Origin of the sequence: Sarcina ventriculi, assembly GCF_900456775.1 — a bacterium.
Classification (GTDB): Bacteria; Bacillota; Clostridia; order Clostridiales; family Clostridiaceae; genus Sarcina; species Sarcina ventriculi.
In genome coordinates this window covers 20,394-43,544 of record NZ_UAUL01000008.1, presented here as the reverse complement: position 1 = coordinate 43,544, position 23,151 = coordinate 20,394, and the positions used below count along the sequence as shown (strand labels likewise).

Annotated in this window: 21 protein-coding genes, 3 tRNA genes, 1 pseudogene and 2 other annotated features; of the genes and pseudogenes, 5 read left to right on the top strand and 20 right to left on the bottom strand. The window is 27.7% G+C overall.

Features of this window, described 5'->3' with window-relative positions; all coding sequences use genetic code 11:
- Window positions 1-107: 107 nt before the first annotated feature.
- The 10 genes and pseudogenes from DR020_RS06860 to ytxC all read right to left on the bottom strand — a co-directional run bounded on the left by DR020_RS06860 (window position 108) and on the right by ytxC (window position 12,728).
- Window positions 108-1,307, bottom strand: a pseudogene (locus DR020_RS06860) (DHHA1 domain-containing protein).
- A gap of 126 nt (window positions 1,308-1,433) precedes the next feature.
- On the bottom strand, window positions 1,434-3,761 hold the full coding sequence (zapA, locus tag DR020_RS06855; protein WP_112365576.1) for a cell division protein ZapA: 2,328 nt from the start codon (window positions 3,759-3,761) through the stop codon (window positions 1,434-1,436).
- 123 nt (window positions 3,762-3,884) lie between these two features.
- Window positions 3,885-6,263, bottom strand: coding sequence for a phenylalanine--tRNA ligase subunit beta (gene pheT / locus DR020_RS06850; protein WP_112365575.1), 2,379 nt, complete (start codon window positions 6,261-6,263; stop codon window positions 3,885-3,887).
- An 18-nt stretch (window positions 6,264-6,281) separates the two neighbouring features.
- Window positions 6,282-7,301, bottom strand: a complete 1,020-nt coding sequence (gene pheS, locus DR020_RS06845; RefSeq protein ID WP_055257344.1) for a phenylalanine--tRNA ligase subunit alpha — start codon at window positions 7,299-7,301, stop codon at window positions 6,282-6,284.
- Window positions 7,302-7,591: 290 nt separating this feature from the next.
- Window positions 7,592-7,852 (bottom strand) — a binding site (T-box leader).
- Between the two features lie 96 nt (window positions 7,853-7,948).
- On the bottom strand, window positions 7,949-8,731 hold the full coding sequence (locus DR020_RS06840) for a TrmH family RNA methyltransferase (protein WP_055257345.1): 783 nt from the start codon (window positions 8,729-8,731) through the stop codon (window positions 7,949-7,951).
- A gap of 111 nt (window positions 8,732-8,842) precedes the next feature.
- Entirely contained in the window at window positions 8,843-9,508 is a 666-nt protein-coding gene (locus DR020_RS06835; protein WP_055257346.1) for a potassium channel family protein, read from the bottom strand.
- A gap of 11 nt (window positions 9,509-9,519) precedes the next feature.
- Entirely contained in the window at window positions 9,520-10,863 is a 1,344-nt protein-coding gene (locus tag DR020_RS06830; RefSeq protein WP_112365574.1) for a TrkH family potassium uptake protein, read from the bottom strand.
- Window positions 10,864-11,045: 182 nt separating this feature from the next.
- A complete protein-coding gene (gene rplT, locus DR020_RS06825; protein WP_055259178.1) occupies window positions 11,046-11,405 on the bottom strand; it encodes a 50S ribosomal protein L20 in 360 nt (119 codons plus the stop codon).
- 27 nt (window positions 11,406-11,432) lie between these two features.
- A complete protein-coding gene (gene rpmI, locus DR020_RS06820) occupies window positions 11,433-11,630 on the bottom strand; it encodes a 50S ribosomal protein L35 (protein WP_055256897.1) in 198 nt (65 codons plus the stop codon).
- Window positions 11,631-11,695: 65 nt separating this feature from the next.
- Window positions 11,696-11,816: a sequence feature (ribosomal protein L20 leader region), on the bottom strand.
- A gap of 60 nt (window positions 11,817-11,876) precedes the next feature.
- A complete protein-coding gene (ytxC, locus tag DR020_RS06815) occupies window positions 11,877-12,728 on the bottom strand; it encodes a putative sporulation protein YtxC (protein WP_055259179.1) in 852 nt (283 codons plus the stop codon).
- A gap of 131 nt (window positions 12,729-12,859) precedes the next feature.
- Between ytxC and DR020_RS06810 the strand changes: the two genes are divergently transcribed.
- Complete coding sequence (locus DR020_RS06810) at window positions 12,860-13,567, top strand: DUF6873 family GME fold protein (protein ID WP_055259183.1); 708 nt, start codon at window positions 12,860-12,862, stop codon at window positions 13,565-13,567.
- A gap of 180 nt (window positions 13,568-13,747) precedes the next feature.
- On the opposite strand, the gene DR020_RS06805 is transcribed toward DR020_RS06810, so the two are convergent.
- The 7 genes from DR020_RS06805 to DR020_RS06775 all read right to left on the bottom strand — a co-directional run bounded on the left by DR020_RS06805 (window position 13,748) and on the right by DR020_RS06775 (window position 16,746).
- Window positions 13,748-14,311: an NUDIX hydrolase gene (locus tag DR020_RS06805; RefSeq protein WP_055259184.1), complete on the bottom strand. Its 564-nt coding sequence runs from the start codon at window positions 14,309-14,311 to the stop codon at window positions 13,748-13,750.
- A gap of 130 nt (window positions 14,312-14,441) precedes the next feature.
- A tRNA-Cys gene (locus DR020_RS06800) sits at window positions 14,442-14,516 on the bottom strand.
- Between the two features lie 8 nt (window positions 14,517-14,524).
- Window positions 14,525-14,599, bottom strand: a tRNA-Gly gene (locus DR020_RS06795).
- Window positions 14,600-14,604: 5 nt separating this feature from the next.
- Window positions 14,605-14,680, bottom strand: a tRNA-Phe gene (locus DR020_RS06790).
- A 91-nt stretch (window positions 14,681-14,771) separates the two neighbouring features.
- Complete coding sequence (gene hslO / locus DR020_RS06785) at window positions 14,772-15,674, bottom strand: Hsp33 family molecular chaperone HslO (RefSeq protein ID WP_112365573.1); 903 nt, start codon at window positions 15,672-15,674, stop codon at window positions 14,772-14,774.
- Window positions 15,675-15,685: 11 nt separating this feature from the next.
- A complete protein-coding gene (locus DR020_RS06780; RefSeq protein ID WP_055259188.1) occupies window positions 15,686-16,426 on the bottom strand; it encodes a class I SAM-dependent DNA methyltransferase in 741 nt (246 codons plus the stop codon).
- Between the two features lie 56 nt (window positions 16,427-16,482).
- Window positions 16,483-16,746, bottom strand: coding sequence for a small, acid-soluble spore protein, alpha/beta type (locus DR020_RS06775; protein ID WP_055259189.1), 264 nt, complete (start codon window positions 16,744-16,746; stop codon window positions 16,483-16,485).
- 254 nt (window positions 16,747-17,000) lie between these two features.
- Between DR020_RS06775 and DR020_RS06770 the strand changes: the two genes are divergently transcribed.
- Genes DR020_RS06770 through dapB form a run of 3 tightly spaced genes read left to right on the top strand, consistent with a single transcriptional unit; the run spans window position 17,001 to window position 19,682 of the window.
- Window positions 17,001-17,984: an aspartate-semialdehyde dehydrogenase gene (locus DR020_RS06770; RefSeq protein ID WP_112365572.1), complete on the top strand. Its 984-nt coding sequence runs from the start codon at window positions 17,001-17,003 to the stop codon at window positions 17,982-17,984.
- Window positions 17,985-18,004: 20 nt separating this feature from the next.
- On the top strand, window positions 18,005-18,889 hold the full coding sequence (dapA, locus tag DR020_RS06765; protein ID WP_112365571.1) for a 4-hydroxy-tetrahydrodipicolinate synthase: 885 nt from the start codon (window positions 18,005-18,007) through the stop codon (window positions 18,887-18,889).
- Window positions 18,890-18,917: 28 nt separating this feature from the next.
- Window positions 18,918-19,682, top strand: coding sequence for a 4-hydroxy-tetrahydrodipicolinate reductase (gene dapB, locus DR020_RS06760; protein WP_058992146.1), 765 nt, complete (start codon window positions 18,918-18,920; stop codon window positions 19,680-19,682).
- Window positions 19,683-19,752: 70 nt separating this feature from the next.
- Here dapB and DR020_RS06755 read toward each other — a convergent pair whose 3' ends face one another.
- Window positions 19,753-20,886 (bottom strand): pyridoxal phosphate-dependent aminotransferase, encoded by a 1,134-nt coding sequence (locus tag DR020_RS06755; protein WP_112365691.1) that lies wholly within the window; start codon window positions 20,884-20,886, stop codon window positions 19,753-19,755.
- A gap of 1 nt (window position 20,887) precedes the next feature.
- Window positions 20,888-21,427, bottom strand: coding sequence for a cob(I)yrinic acid a,c-diamide adenosyltransferase (locus tag DR020_RS06750; RefSeq protein WP_112365570.1), 540 nt, complete (start codon window positions 21,425-21,427; stop codon window positions 20,888-20,890).
- A 166-nt stretch (window positions 21,428-21,593) separates the two neighbouring features.
- Here DR020_RS06750 and dapD point away from each other — a divergent pair, with 166 nt between their 5' ends.
- Complete coding sequence (gene dapD, locus DR020_RS06745) at window positions 21,594-22,304, top strand: 2,3,4,5-tetrahydropyridine-2,6-dicarboxylate N-acetyltransferase (RefSeq protein WP_112365569.1); 711 nt, start codon at window positions 21,594-21,596, stop codon at window positions 22,302-22,304.
- Between the two features lie 49 nt (window positions 22,305-22,353).
- On the opposite strand, the gene DR020_RS06740 is transcribed toward dapD, so the two are convergent.
- Window positions 22,354-23,016: a single-stranded DNA-binding protein gene (locus DR020_RS06740; protein WP_055259199.1), complete on the bottom strand. Its 663-nt coding sequence runs from the start codon at window positions 23,014-23,016 to the stop codon at window positions 22,354-22,356.
- Between the last annotated feature and the right edge of the window lie 135 nt (window positions 23,017-23,151).

The following is a 23,151-nucleotide window of genomic DNA, read 5'->3' as shown; positions in this document are numbered from 1 at the left end:
TATCTCCCCTAAAATACAATTTTAGATTGTATATTTTTTATAAACTAATAAATATTATACACAAATAAAATATAAATAGCCATAATATACACTATGGCTATTTTACCCTATATAAATTTCTCTATCTTTCTTACCGCATAATCTAATGTAGCTTCTAAATTTCCATTATTTTTTCCTGCACCTTGTGCTAATGTTTTGCTTCCTCCACCTTTTCCGTCTACTAAACTTATAGAATCTTTTAATACTTCTCCCATATTTATATTTTTTATATCTTTAGATGAAGCAAAAATCATATTTACTCTTTCATCTGTTTTAACCGCATACAAAACTATTACTTTTTCATTTGCCACAAGTTTTTTAACTATTGCACTTGCCTTTTTAACCTCTATATCAGATTCTATATTTTTCACAATAGTTACACCATCTATTTTATAGGAATTATCTAACATTTCACGCACTTTAAATTCTCCTATTTCATCAACTAGTCTTCTATTTTCATTAGTTAACTCATTGAAATTTTGAGATAATTTTTTTATGCTATTTATAACATCTTGCTCTCCACTTTTTAAATAAGAGCATACATCTTTTATAAAATCATCATTTTTAAAAGAATCATCTATAGCCCTTTTTCCTGCTAAAAATTCTATTCTATAACCTTGCTTATGTTTTTCAAATCCCTTAATTTTTATCATTTGAAGTTCTATAGTTTGTAAAGGATGAACACCACAACAAGCATTTATATCCAAATCATCTATTTCAACCACTCTTATTTTCTCATTAGTTTTTGGAAGAGCTCTCCTTAGCTTTAATTTCTTAAGTTCCTGCTTGCTTGGAAAAAAACAGTTAACTTTTAAATTCTTAAATATAATATCATTAGCTAACTTTTCAGCTTTTCTTATATCCTCCTGAGTTAAAGGAGCTTCTATATCCACAGTAGATACACTCTTTCCTAAGTGGAATCCAAATGTATTTTTATTAAATAAGGTAAAAAAACATCCAGATAAAACATGTTGCGCTAAATGTTGCTGCATTCCACAAAATCTATGCTCCCAATCTATCTTACAGAAAACCTTATGTATTTTTGCAGGCTTCTTATCAACAACATGATAAACTACACCATTTTCTTCATAGACATCAACAACTTGCTGATTTTCTATAAAACCAATATCTTTAAATTATCCTCCCCCTCCTGGGAAAAATATAGTTTCCTCTAAAATCACATGATATTTTTCATTTTTTTCCTTAATATCTATTATCTCAGTTTTATATTCATTAATATATGGATTTTCATAATAAAGCTTTTTCATACCTTCACCTCATATCTAAAATTATTCCATAAAAGTACCTTTTTTTATAAGTACCTTTTAAAAAAAAATTACTTAAGGATAATGAACTATCCCTTAAGTAATTTTTTAATCATTTAATTACTTTTTTTATTTTAAAGCATCCTTATTTTTATTTAGTTCTTCAATTATCTTTTTTTCTGAAAGAAGAGCATTTTCATATCTTGCATCTTTAATAATCTCTACTTTAGAATTTAAAATTTTTCTTTCTAAGTCTAATACCCTATATCTTTTACTTTGAAGGTCAAACTTCAACCCTTTATTTATTTCTTTTTGTCTCAAAAGCTCTTTTTCTAAAGTATCAACCTTATCTTCAAATTGCTTTTTATCTATATTAGACACTTTGAAATTGTTATTATCTTTAACTACACGTTTATTCTTATCCTTTAATCTTTGTAATTCTTTAGAAATATTTTTATACCTATTTGTTGTTTCCTGTAATTCTTGTCTTAATTTATTATTTTCTTTTTTCTTTTTTTCATAATTATTTCTAGTTTCATCTAAAACTTTATTGTTTCTCTCTTCTTGTTTTTCTTTTATTCTATACTCCTCAACCATTTTATTAGCTATATTATATCTTTCATTTAATCTTTGCAATTCATTTGTAAGATTTTTTGATTTTCTCTCTAATTCATCATATTTCTCTTTTTCTTCTTTTAAAAGCTTAAGTTCTTTATCAATACTTTTTCTTTGTTCTTCCTCATTTTTATATGCTATTATTTCATTTTTGGCTCTATTATAATCTTCTCTTAATTTTGAAACTTCTAATCTTATATATTCATTTTCTTTTTCTTGACTCTCATATCTTGCTATTATTGCATTAGCTTCCTTATATTTAACATCTAAATCTTTTACTTCAAACTTTAATGAATTAAAATCAGCCTCTTTTTTTCTCAAATCTTCTATAAGATATTTAGAATCTTCATATTTTTCCTTTAATTCTTGTAACTTATAAGCTAAATTTTCTTGTTTTTCTTCTTTAAGTTTATATTCTTTTATTAACATCTTAGCATTTTCAATATCTTCTCTTAAAACTAAAACCTCGTTTTCTAATCCATCATGCTCTTTTTCTTGATTTTCATATTTTGATATAGTTCTTTGAGCTTTTTTAAATTCTTCTTTTAAATCTACAAGCTCCTTAGTAACCACGTCATGTTCTTTTTCCTTAATTTGATATTCTGATACTTTTTTACTTATCTCTTCATATTCCTTTTGAGCTTTATCTAAATCGTCCTTAACCTCTTTAAACTCTAACTCTTTTTCCTTTAATTCTTCTATAATTTTATTTGACTTTTTGTTTTCTTCTTTTAACAAATCAATTTGAATCAAGAGTTCGTCCATTTTCTTTTCTTTTTCTTTATACTCATTTATTGAATCTTGAGATTTTTTCAAATCCTCTTTAAGCTTATTTAATTGTCCAAGCATCATATCTTTCTTTTTACTTTTTGCTTCATAATCTGCTATAAGTTTATTATTTTTTAATTGTTGTTCCTTTAAAGCTTCAAGTTCACCTTTTATAGCTTCATTCTCTTTTTCCTTTATTTCATATTCGCTTACACGATTATTAAGCTTTTTATATTCTTCCTTCAAGTTAGCTAAATCTTTTTTAGTTATCTCTGCCTGTTTTTCTTTTGTTACATACTCTGCCATAAGCTTATTAGCCTTTGCGTATCTATCTTTTAATTCTACAAGCTTTTTATTAGCTTCCCTCTGTTTTGTTTGATAATCGAGTATTATTTTATTTGATTTTCCATATCTCTCTTTAAGTTGTAAATAATCATTTCTAGTTATTTCATTTAATTTTTCCTTTTCCTCAAACTCTAATACCCTTTCATTTAATTTTTCACATTTATCTTTAAAATCAGAAAGCTCTGTTTTAATTCTTATGTATTCTTTTTCTTTATTTTCACATTTTAAAACAACTTCTTTAGCTTTTCTATATTCCTCTTTAAGCTCTACTAAATCTTTTCTCGTTATTTCACTTTGTTTATCCTTAACTTCATACTCTGATATAAGCTGACTAGCCTTATTAAATTCTTCCTTTAGAGTTTCTAATTCTTTTTTCATAAGCTCATGTTTTCTTTGTTCCTCTAAATATTCAGGAGAATTTCTATTTGTTTTATTATATTTTTCAGTTACTTCTTCTAACTCTTCTTTTAACTTCTTGTTTTCTCTCTCTATTTCCTCAAGTTCTGCTAAAATATTATTATATTCTTTATTTCCCTTAAAAGACTCATCCGCTATGTTTACAGCCGCTAAGGTTACAGCCCCTACCATAGTAAGACTTTTATTTTTAGACATTATCTCTTGAACTTTACCCTCTACAAAACTTGCAACGTGCTTTAAATATTCTTCACTCTCTTTACCCTTTAGATTATATTCAAAACCATTAATTGTAACATGAACACTTGTAACCATAATTATTAATAACTCCTCTTATCAAAATGTACTATCTTTATTTTACCATAGGCATAATTCTTTGTGAACTATGGCTTTTAAACAAGAAAAAAGGGGAAACTTAAAGTTTCCCCTCTCTTAATATTATCTAAGTTGTGCATTTAATTTTTGCTCTAATGATTTTAAAATTTTATCATGAACTTTATTTACATCTTTATCTGTTAAAGTTTTACTTGGATCTCTATATATAATTGCATAAGCTATGCTCTTTTTACCTTCTGGTATTTGTGCTCCTTTGTAGATATCAAATAATTTTACAGATTCAACTAAATTTCCACCTGATTTTTTTATAACATTTTCTATCTCTTGAACTAAAATAACATCATCAACTAAAAGAGCTATATCTCTAGTTACTGCTGGGAATTTTGGAAGTGGTTTATATGATTTCACTGTCTTAGCAAACTCATATATTCTATCTAAATCAAGCTCTGCCACATAACAATCAACCTCTACTCCGTAATTTTCAGCAACATCTGGATGTATTTCTCCTAAAATTCCTAAAGAATTTCTTCCTATAACAATTTCAGCAGTTTTTCCTGGGTGGTAACTTGGATTTTCACTCATTCTCTTAAAGGATGCACTCTTTATTCCTAAAGCATCAAACAAGTTCTCAACTACTCCCTTTAATGCATAATAATCTGCTTCTCCATAAATACCTATTGTTAAAATATTTTTTTCAGTTGGAAGATTATTTTCATCCTCATCTGGAATATATGTTTTACCTATTTCAAATAATCTAACTAAGTCATTATTCCTTGAATAGTTTCTTGCTAAAGATTCCATCATTGAAGGAAGAGTGGTTGTTCTCATTACACTATAGTCTTCTCCTAAAGGATTTTTAATCTTAACTACATTCCTTAAATAACTATCATTAGATAAATTTATTTTATCGAAAGTTTTAGGACTTATAAAAGAGTAACTAATAGATTGATTTAATCCTGAAGCTATCATAATATTTGCTACTAAGTCATCTAATATTTGTTTTTTATTTTTAGGCTCTCTTTCCGTTACAGTTTTTATTATAGTAGCAGGAACATTATTATATCCATATATTCTAACTATTTCTTCTGCTATATCTTCTTTTATATTTATATCTATTCTAAACGTTGGAACATCTATAACAAGATTATCGCCATTTATGTTTGTCTTTAGGTCTAGGCTATCTAAACATCTTTTCATTTCTTCCTTAGATAAATTAGTTCCTAAAAATTTATTTACCCATACAGAATCAACAGTTAGTGTATGTTGTTCCTTTCTTTTATTATAAATATCAATAGTTCCATCTATTATTTCTCCACAATCTAGCTCTTCAATTAAAGCACAAGCTCTATCTATTGCAAGAGCTGCAAGATTTGGGTCTATATCTTTTTCAAATCTTGATGAACTTTCAGTTCTTAAACCTAATTTTTTAGAATTTACTCTAACATTAGTTCCATCAAAATTTGCTGATTCAAATATAATCTCTGTTGTATCATCTTTTATGCCTGAATCTAAACCACCCATAATTCCTGCTAAAGCAACTATATTCTCTCCATCTTTAATACATAAAAAATCACTATTTAAATTTCTTTCAACTTCATCTAAAGCTACAAACTTTTCACCATCTTTTGCTCTTTCAACAACTATTTTTCCTGAAGATATTTGTCTTTTATCAAAAGCATGCATTGGTTGACCAAGTTCTAACATAACGTAATTTGTTATATCTACTATATTGTTTATTGGTCTTACCCCAGCATCAAATAGTTTTTCTTGCATCCATTTAGGTGATGGTGCTATTTTTACATTTTTAACTCCTCTTGCCATGTATCTTCTACACAAATCATCTTTAACTTCAACTTTTAATATATTATTTATATTGTCAGATGATTTAACTGTATAATTTAAATTTGGCATCTTATAACTTGTTCCTAAAGTTGCAGCAGTTTCTCTTGCCATACCAACTATACTTAAGCAATCTGGTCTATTTGAAGTTATTTCAAAATCTAATATAGCCTTATTAAGCCCTAAAGCTTCTTTTATACATATACCAACCTTAGTATCAGGAGGTAATATCATAAGACCATGAACTGGCTCATCTCCTGCTATTCCTAATTCTTCTTCAGAACAAAACATACCATTAGACATTACGCCTCTTAACTTACCTTTTTTAATTTCTGTTCCGTCTGCTAAAGTTGATTTATGAAGTGCAACAGGAACTATATCTCCAACTTTCATATTAGTTGCAGCTGTTACAATTTGTAATAATTCTTCCTTACCTATATCAACTTGACAAACACTTAATCTCTCAGCATCTGGATGCTTTTCTATTTCAACGAATTTACAAGTTACAACGTTTTGTATTGTATCACCTGCAATTTCAACTCCCTCAACCTTTGAACCTGAAAGGGTTAATCTATCCCCTAAATCTTTTGCATCTATATCTATATCAACATAATCCTTAAGCCAATTAAATGGTACTTTCATAAACTATCCTCCTATATTTTAAAATTGATTTAAAAATCTCATATCACTTTCATATAATAATCTAATATCATCTATGCCATATTTAAGCATAACCATTCTATCAACACCAAATCCAAAGGCAAATCCACTATAAACCTCTGGGTCAATTCCACAATTTCTTAAAACATCAGGATGAACCATTCCACAACCTAATATTTCAATCCAACCTTCTCCCTTACAAACTCTACAGCCTTTTCCGTTACATACAAAGCAAGTTGCATCCATTTCAGCAGATGGCTCTGTAAAAGGGAAATGATGTGGTCTAAACTTAGTTTTAACCTTGTCTCCAAACATCTTCTTAGCAAACAATTCTAGTGTTCCTTTAAGATCTGCAAAAGTTATTCCCTTATCTATAACTAATCCTTCCATTTGATAGAATATTGGTGAATGAGTTGCATCAACTGCATCTGATCTAAATACCTTACCTGGAGATATCATCTTTATTGGAGGCTCTTGCTTTTCCATAACTCTAGCTTGAACTGGAGATGTTTGAGTTCTTAAAACTATATTATCATTTATATAGAATGTATCTTGTTCACTTCTAGCTGGGTGATTTTTAGGAATATTTAAAGCTTCAAAATTGTAATAATCTTTTTCAACTTCTGGTCCTTCCTCTATTGTAAAGCCCATAGACACAAATATTTCTTTCATACTATCTAATGTTAATTCTAATGGGTGTCTTTTACCTACAAGATTTTTAGTTCCTGGAATTGAAATATCAATTACTTCATTTGCTAATTTTTCATTTTTTTCTTTGATTTTAATTTGAGTTAAAACTTCTTCAAGTTTAGCCTCTAAAGTTGCCTTAACTTCATTAACAAGTTTACCCATGATAGGTCTTTCTTCTTTTGAAAGTCCTCCCATACTTCTTAAAATAGTTGTTAATTCACCTTTTTTCCCTAAGTACTTAACTCTTATATTTTCTACAGTTGTACTATCTTTAGCTAATTTTAACTCTTCTAATGCAATATTTTCTATATTTTTTAATTGCTCTTGCATAAATTAAGCTCCTTTCATATTTTATATAAAAATTATTATATTTTTTTATTTATTCTCCCATTTTACGAAGTCTTATAGTATTAGCTATATATGCTGCAACAAGTCCACCAACAAATACAGCAACTACTATATTTTCATAAATCTCTGTCATGTGTGTCTCACCCACCTTTATCTATTGTAGATTTTTAAAAAATCTTTTTAAAAGGTCACCATACACATTTTTTTATTAGAATCAACAACCTTTTAAAAATTAGTAGATTTTAAAAAAGCACATAAAAAACCCCATCCTCAAAAGGGACGGGGTTTTTTCCGTGTTACCACCCTAATTAACAAAAAACATTTATTTTAAGTTTTATATATCTTTTGTTCTCTTAATTTAAATAACGGCTTAATCCGCTAGCTACTACTTTTGTTAAATTTCCTTAAATTTAAATTTCACAGCTAGAGCTCCAAAGTGAACTTCACTATAACTTTCTTTAAGAAAACTTCCAGTCTAGGTTTCCTCTCCCTAAAAAGATTTTCATAGCTACTCTCTTTATCAACGCTTAATTTTTAATTTTAGTTGTTATTCATTTTAATATTATACTAATACATATATAATATTACAAGTATTTATCATATTTTAATATTATTTTTAACCTATATTACTACTTTATACTATCTTGTCTTAACTTTTCATACATCATAACAGATGTTGCAATAGCTACATTTAATGATTCGCTATTTCCAGGCATGGGTATTTTAACTTTTACATCAGAAATATTATAAACTTCATCACTTACTCCATTTCCCTCATTTCCAACCGCTATTATAACCTTACCTTTTAAATCTTCTTCAAAAAAATTATTTTCTCCTTGAAGTGAACTTACTAAAAGTCTATATCCTTGATTTTTTAATTTTTTAACTAAATCTAAATTATAATCCTCAATAATTGGTATATAAAATATAGAACCCATAGATGATCTTAAAACTTTATCATTATAAATATCCACTGTTCCTTTAGTTATTATAATACTAGAAGCCCCAACAGCATGTGCTGTCCTTATAATCGTACCCATATTTCCTGGATCTTGAACCTTATCTATAAGTATTATCATATTTCCTAAATTTAAAACACTATCTTTAAATTCTGCTACAGCAATTATTCCTTGTGGGTTTTCAGTATCACATATTTCATCTAACAAAATTTTTGTCATTATTACTAATTTTATATTTAACTTTTCTAAAGAATCTATAAATTCTTTTTCTTTTTTATAAAAATCTTCCGTAAATATTACACATTCTAAACAGGTGTTACTTTTTATAGCCTCCTTTACAAACCTAAATCCTTCTATTATGTATTGTTTTTTTTCATCTCTATATTTTTTTTTATCTTTTAGTTTTTTTAAATTTTTAAATAAAGAATTACTCTTACTTTCTATAATTATCAACTTTTTCTCCTCTTTTCTTCATATAAAAAAATTATATCACATTTTTAATAGCAAAAAATAATAAAGCTCTAAGCCATTAAATATAATGATTTTAGAGCCTTAAACTTTTTATTATTTTGATGATATTTTAAATTCTAATCTATTTAAATCTTCAGATAAACCTATAGCTACTATAATATCTCCCTCTTGTATTTGATCATCTGCATATGGCGAGATATTAACATCATGATTTCTCTTAATAGCTATAACATTTATTCCATATTTGCTTCTTAAATTAAGCTCCTTCATGGTTTTATTACACCATTCATTTGGACTATCTATTTCTATTATACTGTAATCTGGAGACAATTCTATATAATCTAAAATATTAGACGAAACTAAATTATGCGCAACCCTAACCCCCATATCTTTCTCTGGAAGTATTACTCTATCAGCTCCTATTTTATAAAGAACCTTAGCATGTATATCACTATTTCCTTTAGCAATTATATATTTAACTCCAAGTTCCTTAACTAAAAGTGTCGCCATTATACTAGATTGTATATTATCCCCTATTGTAACTACTGCGACTTCAAAATTCCTTATTCCTAAAGTCCTAAGAGCACTTTCATCTGTCGCATCCATTTGTATAGCATGAGTTACACTATCTGAAATTTCTTGAACTAAATCTTCCTTTTTATCTATAGCCAAAACATCATTTCCAAGAGCATATAAAGTCTTTGCAATTGACGCTCCAAATCTTCCAAGTCCTATTATAACAAATTGTTTTTTAGCCAAAAAATACACCCCTAACCTATTAATATTTTATCTTCAGGATATCTATAATCTCTTTTCCTTTTTTTTCTTGTAATAGCAAGCACAACTGTCATAGGGCCCACTCTTCCTAAATACATAGTTATCATTATAACTATTTTTCCTATTATACTTAAATGTGGAGTTACTCCAAGTGTTAAACCAACTGTTCCAAATGCTGATACCGCTTCAAATATTAATGATTCAAGAGAAGCTTGCTCTGTAATTGTTAAAATCAAAGTTACCACCAAAACTATAAAAATTCCAAGCATGAATACAAGAATTGCTTTTTGTACAGTATCTTTTGATATCCTCTTTCCATAAACTTCGGTATCTTCTCTTCCCTTTATAATAGCAATAATAATAAGTACTATTATAGCTAAAGTTGATGTCTTTATTCCCCCTGCTGTAGATCCTGGTGATCCTCCTATAAACATAAATATAATAGTTAAAAATTTACTTGCTCCAGTCATATCATTTAATGGTATTGAATTAAGCCCTGCTGTTCTAGTAGTCACTGATGCAAAAAAAGAATTGGTTAATTTATCTATTATAGACATATTACCTATAGTTTTAGAATTATTATATTCAAATAAAAATATAAAAACCATTCCACATACAATCAATATGAAAGTTGTTAATAATACAATCTTAGTATGCAAAGATAGTTTTTTTAAATTTTTAAAACTATAAAGTTCAGACCAAACTGCAAACCCTAATCCTCCTATTATTATAAGAGCTGATGTATTTAATAATATGGTAATATTAGTCGCATAACTTGTTATACTCGAAAAGTTTCCCATCAAATCAAATCCTGCATTACAAAAAGCTGATATAGATGCAAATACACTATAATATATACCCTTTAAAACTCCAAATTGAGGTACAAACTGAGTTGCATAAAGTAAAGCTCCCATAAACTCTATAGAAAAAGTAAAAATTAATATATATCTCATAAGCCTAACTAACCCCTGTATTCCAAAGGTATTCATAGCTTCTTGAAGAACCAATCTTTCCCTTAATCTTATCTTTTTTTTAAGTATTAACGCAAATAAAGTAGTAAAAGACATAAATCCTAAACCACCTATTTGTATTAAAATTATTATAACTGTTTTTCCAAAATAATTCCAGTGTGTAGCAGTATCTAATGTTATAAGCCCAGTTACACAAACAGCTGAAGTTGATGTAAAAAAACCATCTATAATGTTAGTACCTGTCCCACTAGCTGATGATATAGGCAAACTTAATATGATTCCACCAATTATTATTAAAGATAAAAAACCTATAGCCAATATTTGTACAGCACTTAATTTTATCTTTCTACTTACATTGATATACATAAGTTCCTCCAAAATTATAATAAAATAATTATATCACAATAAATACTTTTTTATATTATTTTAACATTATTTTAATAAAATAATTTATATTTAAATAAATATATTTAAAATGAATTTATGTAATATTTATGAAGATAAACTCAAAAAAATAATGCGGATTTCTCCGCATTATTTAAATAAAATTAAGCATTTAAATTTTTCTTAGCTAATTCAACTAAATCCGCAAATGCTTTAGCATCATTTATAGCTATTTCAGAAAGCATTTTTCTATTTATATCAACACCTGCTAATTTTATTCCATTCATAAATTTTGAATATGAAAGACCATTCATTCTTGTAGCTGCATTTATTCTAGCTATCCATAATCTTCTATAATCTCTCTTCTTTAATCTTCTTCCTACGTAAGCATTTCTTAATGCTCTTATTACTGATTCGTTAGCAGTTTTAAATAATTTACTTTTTCCACCGTAATAACCTTTTGCAAGTTTTAATACTTTTTTATGATTCTTACGAGAATTTACCGCTCTTTTAACTCTTGCCATTTTCTAGACCTCCTGTTTTATTATAAATTATAGGTATGGTAATAATTTTTTCATTGTTTTTTCTTGAGTTACTGAAACATATCCAGCTTTTCTTAAATTTCTTTTTCTCTTTTGACTTTTCTTAGTTAATATATGGCTTTTGAAAGCTTTAGCTCTCTTTAACTTTCCTGAACCTGTTTTCTTAAATCTTTTTGCTGCACCTCTATGAGTTTTCATTTTTGGCATAGTGATATCCTCCTCTCAAACTTTACGATTCTTAGCATTAATAGATTTTTCTAATACTGCTCTTCTATAAAATAAAAGGACGGCATAAGCCGTCCTCTATTATTACAACACTTAACGTAATAAACAATTCAATAACCCAACTAACCGAAGTTGAAAGGTGAGAAACGGCTGTTTCTTCTTAACGAATAAAATTCTATCACAAGTTATAAGCTGTGTCAAATAATTTTGTTATTTTAAGTTATATTATTAATAAACCTCAACTCTCTCACCAAAAACATTCTTTATTGTCCTTAAAAATTCTTTATTATTGCATTTTACTTCGTTAAAAATTTTTATCTTTCTCGGTGCATTAGTTATTAATCCACTTATAATGACATCCTCTATATTTATGGTATTTTCATCAGCATTATCTTTTATTTCATTTAAAAATTCTTTAAATACATCTTCTCCTAAACCATTTTTTATTTCATACAATCCATTATTCAAAATTCTTAAATCTATTTCTTCTATTTTACATTCTTGTACATCTACAAAATATTTTAAAAGCTTAATAAACTCATTATACTCTTTTTCAACCATATATTTATCTACAATTTTATCTATAATTTCCTCTATTGTATCTATCATAGCCTTCATTCTAAATCTTATAAATCCATTTATATTTATATAACCTGTTTCTTTAAGAAAGGCTTTTATATTTTCAACAATTGAATTAATTCTATTTAAACAATAGACTGAAGTTTCATCCATTATAATATTTTTTTGAAATACAATTTTATTTATTTCATTATCAATATCTATAATTTCTTCATGATTTAAGAAAAAATAATTTTCTGTTAAATATTCTAGCATTTCCTTTCTTCTAAAATTCTCCATTATTGTTTTATATATAAGATTACTTATATATAAATAAATATTATTTTGTAATTTTTCATTATAATCCTTATCATCGCAAAAAATTTTAACGAAGTGAGTATTTTTCTCGATACTTTCCGATATTCCAATAATTATTCCTTTACTTTTTAAGAGTTCTCTAATCTCTTGTATATTATCAATAAAAGCTTCTTCACCTTCATAAGCTAACTTCATTAAAAGCATCCTCTCACTCCTTTCTACCTTTAGTATGTATTAAAACTTTTCTAATATTCAAAAATAATATTTTAATAATCGACAAAATGCTTAAATATTTAGTAAACTATTTTTATAATTAATTATATAGGAGAATGACCATGAATAAATGTTTTGTAGATTATAGAATTTCTAAAGAAGAAATTAGTAACTTATCACTTGAAAACCTTGATATTATAAAAGTTTTGCCATCTAAAAATTTATATAAAGCGATAGATGGACATCCTGATATACAACTTAATATACTGTCTAATAACACATTAATAGCTCATGAAGAACTCTTTAACAATTTAAAATCCTATCCTTCTTTAAACAAGTTTAATTTAAACCTAGTAAAAGCAAAAACAAATTTAAAAAACACTTACCCTTATGATATTTCTTTAAATGCAGTAAATTTAAAAGACTTTTTTATTCATAATTTAAAATACACAGATGAATGCCTATTAAATAGCGTTAAAGAAAAAAATTTAATAAATGTAAAACAAGGATATACCAAATGCTCCTGTGCTGTTATAAGCAATAATGCTATTATAACTTCAGATGTTGGAATATATAATGAACTTAAAAAATATCCAATAGATGTTTTAGGTATATCAGCAAAAGATATATCATTACCCTATCTAAACTATGGATTTATTGGTGGCACTTGTGGGCTTTTATGTGAAAATAAAATAGCTTTTTTCGGAAACTATAATCTTCATCCATACGGAAAAGAAATTGAAAATTTTTTGATAAAGCATGATGTTAAACCTATATTTCTATCTAAAAAACCTCTTGTAGACAGAGGAAGTATTTTAACCTTATTTTAACAATAATTATAGTATTATTTTACTCAAGTAAGTAATAAATGTTACCTCTCTAGCATATAAATATATATTCTTTTTTCAATTAACTACATTTTTATAATTTTCCTTATTTTAATAAAATTAAAAATAAATATTTATACTATAAAATTAAAAGGATGTGAACAATCACATCCTTTTAATCATCTATATACCATCAATAAAAGCAGCTACCATCGCAACTTTTATTGAAACAATATTATCTTTAGCAAATTTTTTAAAGTCTTTAACAGGGATTTTTAATATTTCTATCTCCTCATCTTCTTCTGTATTTTCTGAAGTTGGGCTTCCCTCTACAAGCATTTTTACAATAGCCACATTTTCATCTGACATGCCAACTGATGTATAACTTGGTTTTATCAAATATTCAAAAGACACACACTCTAAACCCGTTTCTTCAAAAAGTTCTCTCCTACTTGCTTCCTCTACTGTTTCACCCTCATCTACAAGACCAGCTGGGAATTCATATATAAATCCATCTATTGCAGGTCTATACTGCTTTATTATAACAAATTCATTTTCTTTAGTTATTGGAATTATCATAACACCATCAGCCTTATTATGATCCTTTGTCACACAAGTTAAATCTTCCTCATCACGCCTACTTGCAACAAAATAATCTTTTTGGTTTCCTTTTTTATTTTTTAATTTTAATTTATACAAGTTTAAATATTTAAAGTTCGTTATTTTGTCTATTTTTTCTAATTTCATAATATATTATTACAAATTCAATCGTTAAATTTATTTAAACAATTTTTTGTAAATTACCCCTCTCTTTCTCATATTTATTTTTATAAGTTAATACAAAAAACCTGTAAGAATTATCTCACAGGTTTTATTTTGGAGGCGCCACCCAGATTTGAACTGGGGAATAAAGGTTTTGCAGACCTCTGCCTTACCACTTGGCTATAGCGCCATACTTTTTGGAGCGGAAGACGGGACTCGAACCCGCAACTTTCACCTTGGCAAGGTGACACTCTACCATTGAGTCACTTCCGCAAAAATGGTGGCTCGAACTGGAATCGAACCAGTGACACGAGGATTTTCAGTCCTCTGCTCTACCGACTGAGCTATCGAGCCTAAATATCTTCCATTTGTCGAAGATATTTATTATTATATAAATAAAAAATTTATTTGTCAATATATTTTTTATAATATTTTTAAAAGTATATTAATTTTTCTTAGTTTGAGTTGCTATTTTTAAAAGTTCTCCTATATTTTCATGAGTAAACTCATAAGCCTTATTACAAAATTGGCATTTTAATTCTTCTGTCTTACCATCATCATATAACTCTTTTAAATCTTTATACCCTATACTAATTAATGCTCTTTCAACCTTACTTCTTGAACAATCACATTTATACTTTGGAATTTCTGTATCATTATTTATTTTTAAATCCATACCATCAAATATATCCTCTAATATTTGAACCATAGTCTTCCCTTTTGCAAGTTCTCCTGTAACTGATGTAAACTCTTCTAATCTGTAAGTTATAAGGTCTCCTAAAAGTTCATCTGCACCTGGCATTAATTGTATAATAAAACCACCAGCAACCTTTATTGAATAATCTCTGTCAACCAAAACTCCAAGTGCTACAGCTGATGGAACTTGTTCTGATACCGTAAAATAATATGATAAATCCTCTGCTATTTCTCCACTAAAGATAGGAGCTTGTCCTACATATGGTTCTTTAAGTCCTAAATCCTTTATTACCATTAAGGTACCATCTTTACCAATAGCCTTTCCTACATTCAATTTTCCATTTTTAGGGTTTAGAGGCAAATCAACTGTTGGATTTCCTATATACCCTTTTACAGTACAATCTGAGTAGGCTGTAACTATTACTCCCTTAGCCTCTCCTCCGCCATTTATTTTAAGAGTTACAACTTCTTTTTCTGATTTTAACATAGCTCCCATCATAACACCAGCTGTAAGCATTCTTCCAAGTGCAGCAGCTGCTGTTGGCGTACACCCATGTACTTTCACACCTTCATTAACTAATTCGCTAGTTTCTGCTGCTATTATTCTTATCATTCCATCTTTTGCTGTTGCTCTTACTATTTTATCACCCATAAAAATTCCTCCTACTTTCTAACTATATAAGTTATTCTTTCACTTTTATTAGTGGCTTTAAGATTTGAATATCCATCAAATTTTTCTACAAAATTAAACCCTATTTTTCTTAAAATTTCTTCAATAAATTCATCTTTGTAACCTCTTTCTTCATGAACCTCATCAAATCTTTTATATAGACCATTTTGCTGTTTTATAAAAAAACTTAAATTCATCTCTACAATTTCATCCTCGAAAATATTTTCCCAAACATAAAATATATCCTCACTATTATAGCTATATATATTATTTCCTAAAATTTCAGATATTTTATAATAAGAATTTATATCAAAAACAAATAATCCATCATCGTTTAAATGATTATAAACTCCTCTAAAATAATTGGTTAAATCATTCTCATCTAAAACGTAGTTAGTTGAATCTAAAACACAAGTAATTAAATCAAAAGTTTTATTTAAATTTAAGTCACTCATATCTTGACAAACTATCTTTCCTTTTATTCGACATTCTCTTAATTTTTTGTCAGCTTCTATAAGCATATCAGAAGATAAATCCACAAAATAGTTTTCTTTAAATTTTTTTCCTATATAAGAACCTACGTTACATGTTCCACAGGCTAAATCTAAATAACTGCTAAAACTTATGTTAAACTTATTACAAAGACCTAAAATATACTCTGCTATAGATTCATAGTTTACATCTTCTCTTATAAGTTCATCATAAACCGTAGCCATCATTTTATAACTTTCCATAAGTATACTCCTAAAGTCTATTTTTCTATAAATAAATCTTATAGAGTTTTTATTTATTAGTCAATGGGTTTCTTTCTACCTAGTATTTCATCATTACTTGGTATTTTTCTTTCTTTTTTTCTTTTAGTCATTATTCCACCTATTCTTCCCGTTTCTTCAGCTGTAAGTCCTCCCCATCCTAAAGCATTTACTTTTTCACTAAGTCCAAGCTCTTGTGCAATTTCATATTTCATTCTTTCTCTAAGAATCTCAGCTTCTGTTAATTTTTTATGCTTCTTTAGTTTACTTTTTATTATTTTCTTTAATGGTGTTTTACTCATATATTTTTCTCCTGACTATTTATTGAAATAATATATATTATTTCAATTTTAGTTACATATTATTCTCAAAGCTTAAAACTAAATAGCATTTTTATATAAAATATTTAATATATACTTGATAATTAAATATAAATTGCACTATAGTTAATATATAATAATATTATATATTAATAATATGTACTTTTAATTTAAGCATTATTTAATATTAATAAAACACATTTATATTAAAAATTATAATAACTGGAGGTAACAAAGTGTATAACGTAGCAGTAGTTGGGGCAACAGGAAATGTTGGAAGAAAATTTTTAGAAATACTTGAAGAAAGGAATTTTCCAATAAAAGAATTATTTCTGTTTGCTTCTAAAAAATCTCAAGGTAAAACAATGAAATTTAAAGGACAAGATTTTATAGTTGAAGAGCTTTGTGAGGAAAATATAAAGAATAAGAAGATTGATTTTGCACTATTTTCAGCAGGTGGGGATACAAGTTTAAAATTTGCACCTACGTTTGCAAAAGAAGGTGCAATTGTTATAGATAATAGTAGTGCATGGAGAATGGATCCTAAAGTTCCTTTAGTAGTTCCAGAGGTAAATCCAGAAGATATAAAATGGCACAATGGAATAATAGCTAATCCAAACTGTTCTACTATTCAAGCCATGGTTGCTTTAAAACCACTTCATGATAAATATGGAATAAAAAGAATAGTTTACTCTACTTATCAAGCAGTATCAGGAGCTGGTATTCAAGGTATTAAAGACTTAGAAGAAGGCTTACAAGGGGTTGCCCCTAAAAAATTCCCATATCCTATAGCTGGAAATATTCTACCACATATTGATGTATTTTTAGATAATGGATATACAAAAGAAGAAATTAAAATGATTGAAGAAACAAAAAAAATACTTCATGATTCTACTTTAAAAATAACTGCAACAACAGCTAGAGTACCAGTTTTAAATGCTCATAGCGAAAGTATAAATATAGAACTTAATACTCCTTTTGAACTTCAAGACATATTCTCTTTATTTAATTCTTCTAAAGGACTTGTAGTTTATGATGATACAGCTAATCTTAAATATCCTACACCTTTAGAATTCTCAGGTCATGATGAAGTATTTGTTGGAAGAATTAGAAGAGATTTTAGTGTTGATAACGGTCTTAATATTTGGGTAGTTGCTGACAATATAAGAAAAGGTGCAGCACTTAATGCAATTCAAATTGCAGAGCTTATGATTAAATAAAAGATACGGAGGAAAAACTTATGTCAATTTTTAAAGGCTCTTGTGTAGCTTTATTAACACCCTTTGATGAAAATGGAATTAATTTTGCTGAACTTAAAAAAATATTAGAATGGCACATAGAGAACAAAACTGATGCTATATTAATTTGTGGAACAACTGGTGAAGCTTCTACTATGACTTTAGATGAAAGAAAGGAAGCCATAAAATTTACAGTTGACACAGTAAATAAAAGAATACCTGTTATCGCAGGTTCTGGTTCAAACAATACAAAGGCTGCAATAGAAATGAGTACTTGGTGTGAAAGTGTTGGGGTTGATGGAGTTTTAGTTATAACACCATACTATAATAAAACATCAAATAGAGGACTAATAGAACATTTTAAAGCAGTTAATGATTCCGTAAACATACCAATAATATTATATAATGTTCCATCTAGAACAGGAATGAATATAACACCTAGCATTTTAAAAGAATTAATGCAGTTTAAAAATATTGTAGCTATAAAAGAAGCTAGCGGAAACCTATCTCAAGTAGCTGAGATGGCTGCTCTTTGTAAAGATACAGATTTTGATATATATTCTGGAAATGATGATCAAATTCTTCCTGTTTTATCTCTTGGAGGAGCTGGGGTTATATCTGTTTTAGCAAATGTAATTCCTAAAGAAACACATGATATGTGCAAATTATATTTTGATGGTAAAACTAAAGAATCTTTAGATATTCAACTTAAATATTTAAGTCTTGCTAATTCATTATTTATTGAAACAAATCCAATTCCAGTTAAAACAGCCGCAAACTTAATGGGATTTAAGTGTGGATCTTTAAGACTTCCTTTATGCGATATGGAACCTTCTCATTTACAAGTCTTAAAACAAGAATTAAAAAATCATAACCTTATAAAATAATTAAAATAAAAAAGGAGGCGAATATATAATGGTTAAAGTTATTTTAAATGGTTGTTCTGGAAAAATGGGAGCAACTATAACAAACTTAGCAAAAACTAAATTTAAAGATATAGAAATAGTAGCTGGTATAGATTCTTTTACAGAAGTTCAAAGAGATTATCCAATCTTTAAAACTTTAGATGAATGTAATGTTTCTTATGATGTTTTACTTGATTTTTCAAGAGCAGATGCCCTTAAAGGATTAATTGAATTTTCTAAGAAAACAAAAAAACCTCTAGTTCTTTGCTCTACTGGTTACTCTAAAGAAGATTTAGAATTTATAGATAAAACTTCTAAAGAAATACCTTTATTTAAATCAGCTAATATGAGCATAGGTGTAAATTTAATAAACCTAGTTTTAAAGAAAATAGCCCCTGTTTTATATAAAGATTTCGATATAGAATTAGTGGAAAGACATCACAATCAAAAGGTTGATTCTCCAAGTGGAACAGCACTATATTTAGCTCATACCATTCAAGATTCTTTAGATGAAGAAACAAAGCTTATTTATGGAAGAGAAGGCTATGGTAAAAGAGAGAAAAATGAAATTTGTGTTAATACCGTAAGAGGCGGCGGAATAATAGGTGATCATGAAGTTATATTTGCAGGTGATGGTGAAGTTATAGAAATCAATCACAAAGCTATTTCAAGAGAAGTTTTTGCAATAGGTTCTCTTAAAGCTTGCGAATATATGGCTAGTGTATCTAAGGCTGGAAAATATTCAATGGATGATGTTTTGAATATAGAACTTTAATATAACAAAAAAAGATATAGCTTTATAAAATTTTTTAAAGCTATATCTTTTTGTTTAACATTCTTTTTTATTATAAGGTATCTACAAATTGTTTGATAGCTTTAAGAGCTTTTTCTAAAGACTCTTTACTATAACAATATGAAATTCTAATATATCCTTCTCCACCATTTCCAAAAGCACTTCCAGGAACACAAGCAACTCCGCCCTCACTTAACAATCTGTCACAAAATTCTTCTGATGTCATATTAAATTTTTTTATACTAGGTAAAATATAAAATGCTCCCTTAGGTTTTACAACATCAAATCCCATTTTTACAAGTTCAAAATATACATATTCCATTCTTTCTTTAAAAGAGTTTTTCATATTTTCAACATCATCTAAACAATATTTTAACCCTTCTAATGCTCCCCATTGAACTATTGAAGGTGCACAAGATACTCCATATTGATGAACCTTTATAAATTCATTTAAAAACTTTTTATTACACGCAACATACCCAAGTCTTAAGCCTGTCATGGAAAACATTTTTGAAAAACCGCTTACATATATTATTTTATCTTTTATATCGTTATACTGTGCAACTGAATAATAATTATCCTCAAAACATAAAGATGAATATATTTCATCTGTTATTACTGTAACATCATTTTCCTTTATAATTTTATGTAATGAATCTCTATCTTCCTTGCTAAGTAAAGCTCCTGTCGGGTTACTTGGATACGAAAGTATTAAAACTTTTGCTCCATTTTTTATTCCTTCTTCTAAACTATCAATATTTATTGTAAAATCGTCATTTAAGTTATAAACTACAGTTTCCCCTTCTAGCATTTTTGTAATACTCTCATAAGCTGGATAACCTATAGATGGCACTAAAACCTTATCCCCTTTATTTAAAAGCCCCATAAGTACAGAAAAAAGAGCTTCACTTCCACCTACTGTTATCATGATTTCATCTTTATCATAATTTATATCTAAAGTCTTTAAAAATTTTGATATCTCTTCTCTAAGTTCCACTATACCAGCATTAGCTGTATATTTAGATTTTCCATCTTCTACCGCTTTTATTATCGCATTCTTAACCCTAGATGGTACATCAAAATCTGGTTGACCTAAAGTTAGAGAAATTGCATTTGGATATTTAGAAACTTTATTAAAAAACTTTCTTATTCCTGATATTTCAATTGCTTCAACACTTTTATTCATTTTAAAACTCAATTCCTTTCCTAGCATTAACGCCTTGTTTATAGTAATGCTTTATTTCTTTCATCTCAGTAACTAAATCAGCCTTTTCTAAAATTTTTTCTGGAACATTTCTTCCCGTTAAAATAAGCTCCATATCACTTGGCTTTAAATCCATAAGTCTTAATACATCTTCTTCTTTTATGAATCCTGCATTTAATACCCCCATTATTTCATCTAATATTAAGACATCACACCTTCTACCTAACAACTCCTCCATAGCAAAATCATATTCTTTTTTAATTTCTTCTTGCAATAATTTTTTTTCTTCATTACTAAGCTGCCAAGTAAAACCTTTTGGAGTTTCAAATCTATATATCTTAAAATTTTCTCCTAAAATTTTAGCAGAATTTAATTCTCCTGTATTAAAAGACTTTAAAAATTGTACAACATGAACAATCATTCCATCTCCACAAGCTCTAAATCCAAGACCCATAGCTGCTGTTGTTTTTCCTTTTCCATTTCCAGTATAGATTTGAGTATATCCCTTCTCTAAATTTCCCATCACTATCCCCTCCTTAAATAATATTTTACAGTATTAAATTTATTTTGAACATTATTTTGCCAAACTTTCGCAAAAACTTTTCACCTTTCTTATATTTACTCTTTTATTGATGTTTATTTTTGTTTATAATAATTTTGTATTATGTTTTTGAAAGGATGTAAGTTTTATGGATTATAATTTCACTGACCCATATGAAATCGCAAGATTCATTAAAGAAGTAAAAAAATCTACTCCAGTAAAAGTTTATCTTAAAGGAGCTTTTTCTGAAGATGATTTAAAAAACATAGAATGGTACGGAAGCAACAATTCTTATGTTTTATTTAGCGAAAGCGATGTAATTTTAGATTTTTTAAATTCTAACAAATCTAAAATAGAAAGCTTTAGATTAGAAAATGATAGAAGAAATTCAGCTATACCAATGTTAGATTTATTAAAATTTGATGCTAGAATAGAACCAGGTTCTATAATAAGAGATAGAGTTTCTATCGGTAAAAACGCCGTTATAATGATGGGAGCCGTTATAAACATAGGTGCTGAAATTGGTGAAAGCACTATGGTTGATATGAATGCTGTTGTAGGTGCTAGAGGACAACTTGGTAAAAGAGTTCACTTAGGTGCTGGAGCAGTTGTTGCTGGAGTTTTAGAACCACCTAGCAAAAGCCCATGTATCATAGAAGATGATGTTTTAATAGGTGCTAACGCTGTTATATTAGAAGGTGTTAGAATAGGAAAGGGTTCTGTTGTTGCAGCAGGTTCTGTTGTTGTTGAAGATGTACCAGCAGGAGTTGTAGTTGCAGGAACACCAGCTAAAATAATTAAATCTGTTGATGATAAAACAAAAGGAAAAACAGAAATCCTTGATGATTTAAGAAAATAGATTTAATACATAAAGCTGTAGTATATATTATATACTACAGCTTTTTTACTTAACTAATTACAAATTCATTATTTTCTATTTCTTGCTCTTGTTGTTCTACCACTCTTTCCATTTTAGATATTGAAACTTCATAAGCAATTTTTTTAACTATTTCATTATCTGAAACTTTCTTTTGATATTCTCTACTTTGAAGTCTTCCCCATATTCTTATATTATCTCCAACCTCTAGAGTTTGACAAAATCTAGAATTTCTTCCCCAAGCAATTGTAGGTATATAATCTGATTTATTATATGCTCTATTTACAGCTAATAATACATCAGCAATTTCTCTACCAAATGGTGTAGTTCTATATATAGGTTCTTTGCATATATATCCATCTAAGAAAATCTCATTTGGATTTTTGCTTTTTTCCTCGCATGGCTTTATATCCCTTGCAAATACAGTAAGTATAAGTTTATTACTACCATCTACAAATTTATTATAACTTCTAAGTTGACCCTCTACTATTATTTCTGTTCCAATTTCTAAACTCATATTAGTTATTAATCTATCTGAAACTGTTATGCTTAATATATCTTTTGAATCGCTAAGTCTCATAACCTCTAAATCAAAAGTATAGAATTTTTCCCCATACATTTCATGACTAAATTCTAACTTTGATAATAAAGTCCCTTCTAAATGAATTGAATTATTTTTCATTAAATTTTCCATTTTAACTTAAACCCCTCTCCCCATTAGTGTTTAAAATAAGATTAAATTAAGTGTTTTTTATTATTATCTATTGCAATACAAATCGATTACTGTTTCCATTATAATACATTTTAATCAACCTTTTCAAGATATTTA

Excerpts from the sequence above, each read along its gene's own strand:
- rplT (WP_055259178.1), bottom strand. The coding sequence starts at position 11,405 with ATGGCAAGAGTTAAAAGAGCGGTAAATTCTCGTAAGAATCATAAAAAA.
- DR020_RS06755 (WP_112365691.1), bottom strand. The coding sequence starts at position 20,886 with ATGAATAAAAGTGTTGAAGCAATTGAAATATCAGGAATAAGAAAGTTT.
- DR020_RS06810 (WP_055259183.1), top strand. The coding sequence starts at position 12,860 with ATGAATAAATGTTTTGTAGATTATAGAATTTCTAAAGAAGAAATTAGT.
- zapA (WP_112365576.1), bottom strand. The coding sequence starts at position 3,761 with ATGGTTACAAGTGTTCATGTTACAATTAATGGTTTTGAATATAATCTA.
- DR020_RS06780 (WP_055259188.1), bottom strand. The coding sequence starts at position 16,426 with ATGGAAAGTTATAAAATGATGGCTACGGTTTATGATGAACTTATAAGA.
- pheS (WP_055257344.1), bottom strand. The coding sequence starts at position 7,301 with ATGCAAGAGCAATTAAAAAATATAGAAAATATTGCATTAGAAGAGTTA.
- DR020_RS06775 (WP_055259189.1), bottom strand. The coding sequence starts at position 16,746 with ATGAGTAAAACACCATTAAAGAAAATAATAAAAAGTAAACTAAAGAAG.
- dapB (WP_058992146.1), top strand. The coding sequence starts at position 18,918 with ATGGTTAAAGTTATTTTAAATGGTTGTTCTGGAAAAATGGGAGCAACT.
- dapA (WP_112365571.1), top strand. The coding sequence starts at position 18,005 with ATGTCAATTTTTAAAGGCTCTTGTGTAGCTTTATTAACACCCTTTGAT.
- hslO (WP_112365573.1), bottom strand. The coding sequence starts at position 15,674 with ATGGGTGATAAAATAGTAAGAGCAACAGCAAAAGATGGAATGATAAGA.
- DR020_RS06750 (WP_112365570.1), bottom strand. The coding sequence starts at position 21,427 with ATGGGAAATTTAGAGAAGGGATATACTCAAATCTATACTGGAAATGGA.
- ytxC (WP_055259179.1), bottom strand. The coding sequence starts at position 12,728 with ATGCTTTTAATGAAGTTAGCTTATGAAGGTGAAGAAGCTTTTATTGAT.
- DR020_RS06830 (WP_112365574.1), bottom strand. The coding sequence starts at position 10,863 with ATGTATATCAATGTAAGTAGAAAGATAAAATTAAGTGCTGTACAAATA.
- DR020_RS06805 (WP_055259184.1), bottom strand. The coding sequence starts at position 14,311 with ATGAAATTAGAAAAAATAGACAAAATAACGAACTTTAAATATTTAAAC.
- dapD (WP_112365569.1), top strand. The coding sequence starts at position 21,594 with ATGGATTATAATTTCACTGACCCATATGAAATCGCAAGATTCATTAAA.
- pheT (WP_112365575.1), bottom strand. The coding sequence starts at position 6,263 with ATGAAAGTACCATTTAATTGGCTTAAGGATTATGTTGATATAGATATA.
- DR020_RS06740 (WP_055259199.1), bottom strand. The coding sequence starts at position 23,016 with ATGGAAAATTTAATGAAAAATAATTCAATTCATTTAGAAGGGACTTTA.
- rpmI (WP_055256897.1), bottom strand. The coding sequence starts at position 11,630 with ATGCCAAAAATGAAAACTCATAGAGGTGCAGCAAAAAGATTTAAGAAA.